The sequence below is a fragment of the Curtobacterium sp. LFS084 genome, from assembly GCF_047977705.1.
Lineage (GTDB): Bacteria > Actinomycetota > Actinomycetes > Actinomycetales > Microbacteriaceae > Curtobacterium.
Window position 1 is genome coordinate 1 of sequence record NZ_JBFPFM010000064.1, and the last position, 9,624, is coordinate 9,624.

The following is a 9,624-nucleotide window of genomic DNA, read 5'->3' on the forward strand; positions in this document are numbered from 1 at the left end:
CCCGCGCGGGCGCGCCCCCGGGGCCGCCCCGCCCCCCCCGCCGCGCCCCCGCCCCCCGCCCCGGGGGGGCGGGGCCGGCGGGGGGGGGGGGCCCCCCCCCCCCCCCCCCCCTCCTGTCTGTCTGCGGGTCGCGTCAGGCGATCCGCTTGAACGCCTTGTCGACGTACCGGTCGACGGTCGCCCGCGCTTCGCGCGCGCAGCGGTCGATCGTCGCGGTGCGCTCCGGGTCCGGTGCGTACTCGCGGCCGAGCCGCGCGGTGGCCGCGGCGAGGACGCCGTCGGTCAGCTGCGGGTTCAGTGGCAGGATCGGTCCCTGGGTGTGCGTGCCGAACGAGGTCCCGGCGATGGCCCCCTCGACGGGCGAGCCCGCCTGGTTGCCGCCCCCGGACACGACCTCGGCGAACGGCCGGACGCCGGTGCCGAGCTCGATCCGCGTGGCGTGGTCCTCGAAGCCGGCGAGCCGGGTCGAGGCGCCCGGCAGCAGCGGGTAGGCCGTGTCGAGCACGAAGTAGTTCACCCGGCGCTCGGCACCGCGGACGGCCCGGGCGTCGAACACGCCGAAGCCGGTCACGCCGGCACCGTCGGTCGGCACGACCTCGTTCGTGGCGAGGTCGAAGCCACCACCGACCGCCACGACGGGCACACCGGCGGTGGCGAACGCACGGAGCGGGGCACCGATCCGGGCGACGTCGTCGCCGAGGGAGCGCATCGCGCTGAGGGGGCCGTTGCCGATCACGACGACGTCCGCCTCGGTCGGGAGCGCGTCGCCGGGGGCGTACTCGAGCACCTCGGTGGCGATGTCGGCGGTCTCGGCACGACGGACGAGGGCCGCGACGTTGCCGCGGTCGCCCGACACACCCATCTGGCGCGGGTAGACGTGCAGGATGGTCAGCCGGTCGGCCGTCATGCGGTCTTCTCCATGTCCGGGTGGCCGAGGGCCTTGCGGGCGATCATCATGATCTCGTAGTTGACGATGAAGTTCTTCGTCCCCGAGGTGGTCGCGCCGAGCTGCTCCATGTGGCGGATCGCAGCCTCGACGTCGGGCTCGACGCGACCGATGCGGACACCGGCGTGCTCGAGCGCGATCGCGATCTGCCACGCCTTGTCACCGGACACGACGTCGACGTGGTCGAGCTTCGAGAAGTCGATGTCGTAGATCCACGAGATGTCCGGCGTGCCCTCGTCGATCGCCATGAGCACCTGTTCCGGGTGGTCCGGCAGGGCGTCGAGGTTCAGCTGGAGGCTCGCCGCGTTCTTGAACATCGTGAACTCGGCGGACTCGCCCGCGATCGGGAGTCGCTCGCCACGGCCGTACGCGGGCTTCATCGTGCCGAAGGCCGTCGTGACGGCGTCGGCGCGGAACTGCGTGCCGAGCGCGGCACTCGCCGTCGCGGTGGCCGCAGCGGCGTCGACCGCGTAGTGCAGGCCACGTGCTGGCAGGCGCACCGGGATGTCGGCGCCGTCGAAGCGGATCGTCGCACCGTCACCGGTGTTCACGACGACCTCGGACTCGGCCGGGTTCGGCTCGGCGTCCTGCCGGTCGAAGTCGTCCGCGTTCTGCAGGCCGTTCGGCGCCGCGGCCACGACCTCGGAGCTCGCGCCGAAGCGCAGCACCCGTTGCCCGGTCCGTGCGACGTAGGCGTCGAGGAACTGGTCGTCGCGGTTGGTGATGACGTTCGCGGTGGACAGCGCCGCGGTGTCGAGCATCATGTCGGCGACCCGCTCGGTCTCGAAGAACCGGTAGAGCTGGTCGACCTGGACGTTCAGCATCGTCACGGTGGACGGCGACAGGATCCCGGCGAGTTCGACCGCGAAGGCCTCGTCCACCTCGAGGATGCCGATGTCCGCCTTGAGCTTGCCGGTCAGCGACACCTCGGAGAGGAGCGCCGACGCGATGCCCTGCGGCAGGTTCGCACCGGACGGGTTCGTGAAGACCCGCAGCCCGTGCGCCCGCACGATGTCGGAAATCATGTGCGTCGTCGTCGACTTGCCGTTCGACCCGAGCACGAAGACGACGCCGTTCGGGAACTGCTTCGTGACGTGCTGGAGGAAGTCCGGCACCAGCTTGAGCACGATGAACCCGGGGTAGGCGGATCCTCCGCCCCGCGCACGGGCGAGGGCGCGGAGGATCCGCCCGACGAGGATCGGGATGACGAAGCGCATCGGCCTACTCGAGGTAGTCGCGCAGCGACTGCGACCGCGACGGGTGGCGGAGCTTCGCCATCGTCTTGGACTCGATCTGGCGGATGCGCTCACGCGTCACGCCGAACGTGTCACCGATCTGGTCGAGGGTCTTCGGCTGCCCGTCACCGAGGCCGAAGCGCATGCGGATGACACCGGCCTCGCGCTCGGACAGGGAGTCGAGCAGGCTCTCGAGCTGCTTCTGCAGCATCGTGAAGCCCACCGCGTCGGCCGGCACGACCGCTTCGGTATCCTCGATCAGGTCGCCGAACTCCGAGTCGCCGTCCTCACCCAGCGGGGTGTGGAGCGAGATCGGCTCGCGGCCGTACTTCTGCACCTCGACGACCTTCTCCGGGGTCATGTCGAGCTCGCGGGCGAGCTCTTCCGGAGTGGGTTCGCGCCCGAGGTCCTGCAGCATCTGGCGCTGGACGCGAGCCAGCTTGTTGATGACCTCGACCATGTGCACCGGGATGCGGATCGTGCGGGCCTGGTCCGCCATGGCGCGGGTGATCGCCTGACGGATCCACCAGGTGGCGTACGTCGAGAACTTGAAGCCCTTGGTGTAGTCGAACTTCTCGACCGCACGGATCAGGCCCAGGTTGCCTTCCTGGATGAGGTCGAGGAACTGCATGCCGCGACCGGTGTAGCGCTTGGCGAGCGAGACGACCAGACGGAGGTTCGCGCCGAGCAGGTGCGACTTCGCACGCTGACCGTCACGGGCCACCCAGCGCAACTCGCGCTCTTCCGGCTTCGACAACCCGGTCGAGTGCTGCAGCTTGTCCTCGGCGAACAGGCCGGCCTCGATGCGCATCGCGAGCTCGACCTCCTGCTCGGCGTTGAGCAGCGCGACCTTGCCGATCTGCTTGAGGTAGTCCTTCACCGGGTCCGCGGTGGCACCGGTGATGGTCGTGGAGTAGACCGGTGCCTCGTCGTCGTCGGACTGCGAGATCACCAGGGCGCCGGCGGCGACCGCTGCTGCGGCGTCCGGCTTGGTGTCCTTGTCGTCCGTCTCGGTGTCGGCCTCGTCCGTCGCGTCGGCGTCTGCCTCGGCGACCGGGGTCTCCTCGTCGATGTCCTCGTCGTCGTCGGACTTCTTCTTCGCCTTGGTGGCGGCCTTCTTCGGTGCGGCCTTCTTGGCGGTGGTCTTGGTGGCGCGCTTCTTCGGCGCGGCCGTCCCCTCGGTCTCGGCGGCGTCCGCCGTCGCACCCTCGGGCGCAGTGTCTTCCGAAGGGGTGTCCTTCGTGGGATCGATCGTCGTGCTCCGGGCAGCCATGCGATCACCTCTCTCGTCGTGCCACGTTCGTGGGGTCGTGGCCTCCCTCGCCGCCCAGGGCTCGCGCCGCGCTCTCACGCGTCATCGGGTCCTACCGTTCCGGGCAGCACTAGGACCCATGTCAAGTCCCCCGGTCTCTGCGGCGCACTGGAGTGCTCCGAGACACAGGAGGCCCGAACGGGTCCGACCTCATTATTGCACGCTCCGCTTCCGCAGGCGTGCAACCAGTGCAACCCAGAGCGGCCCCACCCGTATTCCGTCCTGGGCGTGCAGGACCCGACGCGTGCGACGTCGGGCGTGCAGGAGCATCACGACGCCGATCCCGACCACGACGTACTGCACGGTGAGCGCGAGCCGGAAGTTCGTCCAGGCGAAGACGGTCTGCCCCGACGCCGACGACGCCAGGTCGAGGACGGTGCCGATGAGGAACATCATCACGAACGCGGCGAGGAAGCCGCCGACGTTCACCACGCCGTTCGCCGACCCGAGCGACCCGACCGGGTTGAAGGACCGCGCGAAGTCGAACCCGATGAGCGACCCCGGGCCGCCGATCCCCATCACGACGACGAGCACGACCAGCAACCACGTCGGCGGTTGGCCGGGCCACACCAGCACGGCGGTCCACACCACCGCGAGGGACACGACGATGCCGAGCACCAGGTTCGACCGCCGGAGCGGGAACCGGGCGCACAGCACCCCGAGGACCGGACCGACGACGAAGCCGGTGACGACGATGACGGTGAGGAAGCCGGCCGCCTCGGACGGCGAGTACCCGAGCCCGCGCAGCATCGGGACACCCCAGAGCAGCGAGAACACCGTGCCGGAGGACTGGGTCACGTAGTGCGACCAGAACCCGAGCTGCGTGCCCGGGCGACGGAGCGCGTGCCCGAAGGTGTGGAACGCACCCCGCCAGGTGTGCGGCAGCGGGATCGTGTCGGTGCGGACCGGGACCGGACCGTTCCGCACGAAGACGAAGGCGAGGACGAGCCCGACGGCGCTCGCGGCCGCGGCGACGCCGAACGCCGGGGACCACCCCGCGGTGTGCAGGAGCACGGCGAACGGGAACGCCGACAGGACCTGCCCGACCTGCCCGAGGTTGCCCGTCCACTGCGAGATCTGCGGCAGGATCCGCCCGCTGAACCACATCGGGACCAGGCGGATCACCGAGATGAAGGTCATCGCGTCGCCGGCGCCGACGAGCACCCGCCCCGCGATGGCCGGTCCGATCGTCGGCGACACCGCCACGACGGCCTGGCCGACGACGAGGAGCGCCGCCCCCAGCAGCACGAGTCGACGGGGGCCGACCCGGTCGAGGGCGATCCCGACCGGGATCTGGAGCCCGGCGTAGACGGCGATCTGGACGACCGCGAGGGTCGACAGCACGGCCGCCGACACCGCGAAGCGGTCCTGCGCGTCGACACCGGACACCCCGAGCGAGGACCGCTGCACCACCGCGAGGACGTACGCGAGCACCGCGACGCCCCACACGAGGAAGGCGCGGCGGGAGTTCACCCGACCAGGCTACCGGGGGCGGCACCGCCGCCAGGACGGGCTGTGGAGAACGTGCCGAGCGGGGCGGACGCGGGTCGCGCCTCCCGTCAGGACGGCCTGGAGGCGCGGGTCGTCCCCGTCGGGCCGGTGCGGCTCAGTCGGTCCCCGCGTCGCCCTCCGGGCGGCGGTCGGCCAGGAAACGCTCGAGTTCCGCGGCGATCGCGTCGGCCGTCGGGACCTGTCCGTCGACGCCGGTGAGCGGCGAGGCGATCGGGTTGCCCTCCATGTACGTGTCGTGCCGCTCCTCGAGCACGCCGACCAGGCGCTGGAGCTCCTCGTTGCCGGCGACCTGCTCGTCGACCCGGGTGCGGAACTCGCGGCCCTCCTCGCGGAGCTCGTCGGACGGGAAGATGAGGCCGGTCGCGGCAGAGATGCCGGAGAACGCCGCGACGGCGGCGTCCGGGAACTCGGTGTCCGACAGGTAGTGCGGCACGAGCAGGACGAGCCCCGTGACCTGCTCCCCGAGCTCGGACAGCCGGTGCTCGACGAGGTGCAGGACGTTCGCCGGCGCCTGGGTCTCGGGCTTCCACACGCTCATCTGCTCGACGAGGTCGGCGCGCGTGCCGGAGACGGTGAGGCTGATCGGGCGCGTGTGCGGGACGGGCATCGGGATCGACTGCACCCACGTCGTGTCCGCGACCTGCAGCCGGGCGGCGAGGTCGGTGACCGCGCGGACGAACCGGTTCCACTGGAAGTCCGGCTCGTAGCCGGAGAGGAACAGGAAGGGCTGGCCGATCTCGTCGCGGACCAGGTGCAGCCGGAGCCGAGGCGGCTCGACGGCGGCGATGTGGTCGTGCTCGAACGTGATCACCGGGCGACGTGCGCGCCAGTCGAGCAGGACGTCCGGGTCGAACTCGGCGACGAGCTCCGTCTCGAGGTCGTCGAGGACCGCGGACGTCACCTGCGCCACGGCCGAACCGGCGTCGGCGAACCCGGTGAGTCCGGCGACCAGGTGCAGCCCCTCGGGGACGGTCGGTGCGTCCTCGGCGAAGGTGTAGAGCTCCTCGGGGTGGTTCACCGTCCCCATGCTAGGCGGGGCGCGGCACTCCCCCGGTGCGGCTCGACCACGCCGACAGCGAACACCTGCTGGATAGGGTTGTCGCATGGTCCGACCGACGCTCTCCACCGACTCCTCCGCTCCCGCCTCGATCTCCGCCGACGTCCTCGTGCTCGGTGTCCGACCGGGCACCGACGGCGCACCCGCGACCATCGCGCCGCCCGCCACGACGCCGTTCTCGGCGCTCGACGACATCGACCTCGCGGCCATCGGCGCCACCGGGGCGAAGGACCAGCTCGTCCGCATCCCGGCCGTCGGCGTCGACGCGCAGGGCATCGCGCTCATCGGCCTCGGCGCATCGACCGACGCCGCCGCCGTCCGCGCGGCGGCCGGCAGCGCCGTCCGCCAGCTCCCGCTCGTCTCCTCGATCGCCCTCGCGCTGCCGACCGACACGGCCGAGCTCGTCGACGCCGCGCTCGAGGGCGCCGCGCTCGGCGCCTACTCCTTCACGCGCCACAAGGGCACCGGGACGACCGGCCCGACCCGCGGCGACCAGCAGGTGACCGTGCTCGCGCCGTCCGCCGCGGCCGACGCGACCGTCCGCCCGGCGATCGTCGCCGACGCCGCCACCCTGGTGCGCGACCTCGTGAACACCGCCGCCGGCGACCTCGGCCCCGCCGACGTCGCCGACGTCGCCCGCGCCCAGGCGGACGGTCTCCCGCTCACCGTCGAGGTGCTCGACGAGAGCGCGCTCGAGGAGCAGGGCTTCGGCGGCATCCTCGGCGTCGGACGCGGCTCGGAGCGCCCGCCGCGCCTCGTCGTCGTCCGCTACGCGCCGGAGTCCGCCACCAAGCACCTCGCCCTCGTGGGCAAGGGCATCACGTTCGACTCGGGCGGCCTCTCGCTGAAGCCCGCCGCCTCGATGCTCGGCATGAAGACCGACATGACCGGCGCCGCCACCGTCCTGGCCGCGACCGTCGCGGCTGCGCGGCTCGGACTCGACGTCCGCGTGACCGCGTGGCTGTGCCTCGCCGAGAACATGCCCTCGGGCTCCGCGACCCGGCCGGGCGACGTCCTCACGCTGAAGAACGGCAAGACCGTCGAGGTCACGAACACCGACGCCGAGGGCCGCCTGGTCCTCGGTGACGGCATGGCCGCGGCGTCGCTCGAGCACCCGGACGCCATCGTCGACGTCGCGACGCTGACCGGCGCGCAGGTCGTCGCGCTCGGCGACCGCACGACCGGGCTCATGGGCAGCGACGACCTCGTCGCGCAGGTCCGCGCCGTCGCCGGAGCCGTGGGCGAGCCGATCTGGCCGATGCCGCTGCCCGAGGAGCTCGACGCCCGACTCGCCAGCGACGTCGCCGACATGGTGAACGCCACGGTCGGCAACCCGGCGGGCGGCATGCTGCTCGCGGGCAAGTTCCTCGAGCGCTTCGTCGGCGAGGGCATCCCGTGGGCGCACCTCGACATCGCCGGTCCGTCCGAGCACAAGGGCGGCGGCTACGGGTGGCTCGGCAAGGGTGCGACGGGGGTCATGGTCCGGACGCTCATCTCGCTCGCAGAAGAGCTCCAGGCCAAGTAGTAGGTTTGACTCCGGCGGGGCAGTGCGCTCGGCGTGCCCCCGCCGGAACCAACGGGACGGGACCGGAACCATGCGGTCCGACCGTCGGACGCCGCCGCCGCGGTGTCCACTGGGGTCCGATCGACCCCGACACGCACGAGGGAGTTGCACCAGGTGACGGAACAGACTTACGACGTCGTGGTCCTCGGTGGCGGCAGTGGTGGGTACGCCGCTGCGCTCCGGGCCGCCGAGCTCGGGATGAGCGTCGCGCTCATCGAGGGAGACAAGCTCGGAGGGACGTGTCTGCACCGCGGCTGCATCCCGACGAAGGCGCTGCTGCACGCGGCCGAGGTCGCCGACGCGACGCGTGACGCCGAGAAGTACGGCGTCGTCGCCGAGTTCGCCGGCGTCGAGGTCCCGAAGGTCATCGAGTACCAGCAGGGCATCATCACCTCCAAGTACAAGGGCCTGCAGGGCCTCATCAAGGCGCGCGGGATCACCGTCGTCGAGGGCTGGGGCCGCCTCACCTCGCAGAACACCGTGCAGGTCGGCGACCAGACGGTCACCGGCAAGAACGTCGTGCTCGCGACCGGGTCGTACTCGAAGTCGCTCCCCGGTCTCGAGATCGGGGGTCGCGTGATCACCTCCGAGACCGCCCTGCGCATGGACTACGTGCCGAACAAGGTCGTCATCCTCGGTGGTGGCGTCATCGGCGTCGAGTTCGCCAGCGTCTGGAAGTCCTTCGGTGCCGAGGTGACCATCGTCGAGGGTCTCCCCCACCTCGTCCCCGCCGAGGACGAGTCGATGTCGAAGCAGCTCGAGCGCGCGTTCCGCAAGCGCGGCATCGAGTTCTCGCTGGGTGTCCGGTTCCAGGGCGTCGAGCAGCACGAGAACGGCGTCGTCGTGACGCTCGAGGACGGCAAGACGTTCGACGGCGACATCCTGCTCGTCGCGGTCGGCCGTGGCCCCGTCACGCAGAACGTCGGCTACGACGAGGTCGGCGTCGCGATGGACCGCGGGTTCGTCACCACGAACGAGCGCCTCGCCACGAACCTCCCGAACGTGTACGCCGTCGGCGACATCGTGCCGGGCCTGCAGCTGGCCCACCGTGGCTTCCAGCAGGGCATCTTCGTCGCCGAGGAGATCGCCGGGCTCAACCCGGTCGTCATCGAGGACAAGAACATCCCGAAGATCACCTACTCCGACCCGGAGGTCGCGTCGGTCGGTCTCTCGCAGGCCAAGGCCGAGGAACAGTACGGTGCCGACAAGGTCGACTCGTACGAGTACAACCTCGCCGGCAACGGCAAGAGCCACATCATCGGCACGTCCGGTTCGGTCAAGGTCGTCCGCGTGGTCGACGGTCCGGTCGTCGGCGTCAGCATGATCGGTGCGCGGGTCGGCGAGCTCATCGGCGAGGCACAGCTCGCCGTCAACTGGGAGGCCTACCCCGAGGACGTCGCGCCGCTCGTCCACGCGCACCCGACCCAGAACGAAGCGCTCGGCGAGGCGTTCCTGCACCTCGCGGGCAAGCCGCTGCACGCCCTGTGAACACCATGACCACCACCACGAACCACCCCTGCGAAGAGGAGTCCACCCGATGAGCGAATCCGTCAACCTCCCGGCGCTCGGCGAGAGCGTCACCGAGGGCACGGTGACCCGATGGCTGAAGAACGTCGGTGACCGGGTCGAGGTCGACGAGCCGCTGCTCGAGGTCTCGACCGACAAGGTCGACACCGAGATCCCGTCGCCGATCGCCGGCGTCGTGGAGGAGATCCTCGTGCAGGAGGACGAGACCGTCGAGGTCGGCACCGCGCTCGTGAAGATCGGTGACGGCTCCTCCGACGGTGGTTCCTCCGACGGTGGCTCCACGGAGTCGGACGAGTCCTCGAACGAGGCCGCCGCCGCCGAGGAGCCCGAGGTCGCGCCGAGCACCGAGCAGGAGTCCGAGACCCCCGCCCCGGAGCCGACCGAGCCCGAGCCCGCCCCCGCCGGCCAGACGCAGCCCGCCGCGCCCCAGGCGCCGTCGGCGCCGCCTGCCGCCGCCCCGGTCCCCCAGGC

8 protein-coding genes are annotated in these 9,624 nt (G+C 71.4%); 3 read left to right on the forward strand and 5 right to left on the reverse strand.

Going from position 1 to position 9,624, the window contains the following annotated elements; all coding sequences use genetic code 11:
- Positions 1–133 precede the first annotated feature (133 nt).
- The 5 genes from ACNQOV_RS17730 to ACNQOV_RS17750 all read right to left on the reverse strand — a co-directional run bounded on the left by ACNQOV_RS17730 (position 134) and on the right by ACNQOV_RS17750 (position 6,032).
- Positions 134–907, reverse strand: coding sequence for a type 1 glutamine amidotransferase (locus ACNQOV_RS17730; protein WP_416396205.1), 774 nt, complete (start codon positions 905–907; stop codon positions 134–136).
- Complete coding sequence (locus tag ACNQOV_RS17735; protein WP_416396207.1) at positions 904–2,163, reverse strand: MurT ligase domain-containing protein; 1,260 nt, start codon at positions 2,161–2,163, stop codon at positions 904–906. Before ACNQOV_RS17735 ends, ACNQOV_RS17730 begins: the two co-directional genes overlap by 4 nt.
- A gap of 4 nt (positions 2,164–2,167) precedes the next feature.
- Positions 2,168–3,454, reverse strand: coding sequence for an RNA polymerase sigma factor (locus ACNQOV_RS17740; RefSeq protein ID WP_416396209.1), 1,287 nt, complete (start codon positions 3,452–3,454; stop codon positions 2,168–2,170).
- Positions 3,455–3,646: 192 nt separating this feature from the next.
- Positions 3,647–4,966, reverse strand: a complete 1,320-nt coding sequence (locus ACNQOV_RS17745) for an MFS transporter (RefSeq protein WP_416396211.1) — start codon at positions 4,964–4,966, stop codon at positions 3,647–3,649.
- A 133-nt stretch (positions 4,967–5,099) separates the two neighbouring features.
- The gene (locus ACNQOV_RS17750; RefSeq protein ID WP_402262488.1) at positions 5,100–6,032 is read right to left on the reverse strand and encodes a proteasome assembly chaperone family protein; all 933 of its coding nucleotides are present in this window, start codon (positions 6,030–6,032) and stop codon (positions 5,100–5,102) included.
- 76 nt (positions 6,033–6,108) lie between these two features.
- On the opposite strand from ACNQOV_RS17750, the gene ACNQOV_RS17755 reads away from it, so the two are divergent.
- The 3 genes from ACNQOV_RS17755 to ACNQOV_RS17765 form a co-directional block, all read left to right on the forward strand.
- The gene (locus tag ACNQOV_RS17755) at positions 6,109–7,587 is read left to right on the forward strand and encodes a leucyl aminopeptidase (RefSeq protein ID WP_416396214.1); all 1,479 of its coding nucleotides are present in this window, start codon (positions 6,109–6,111) and stop codon (positions 7,585–7,587) included.
- A 153-nt stretch (positions 7,588–7,740) separates the two neighbouring features.
- The gene (gene lpdA, locus ACNQOV_RS17760; RefSeq protein WP_416396216.1) at positions 7,741–9,114 is read left to right on the forward strand and encodes a dihydrolipoyl dehydrogenase; all 1,374 of its coding nucleotides are present in this window, start codon (positions 7,741–7,743) and stop codon (positions 9,112–9,114) included.
- A gap of 49 nt (positions 9,115–9,163) precedes the next feature.
- A partial coding sequence (locus ACNQOV_RS17765) for a biotin/lipoyl-containing protein (protein WP_416396218.1) occupies positions 9,164–9,624 on the forward strand: 461 nt, incomplete at its 3' end.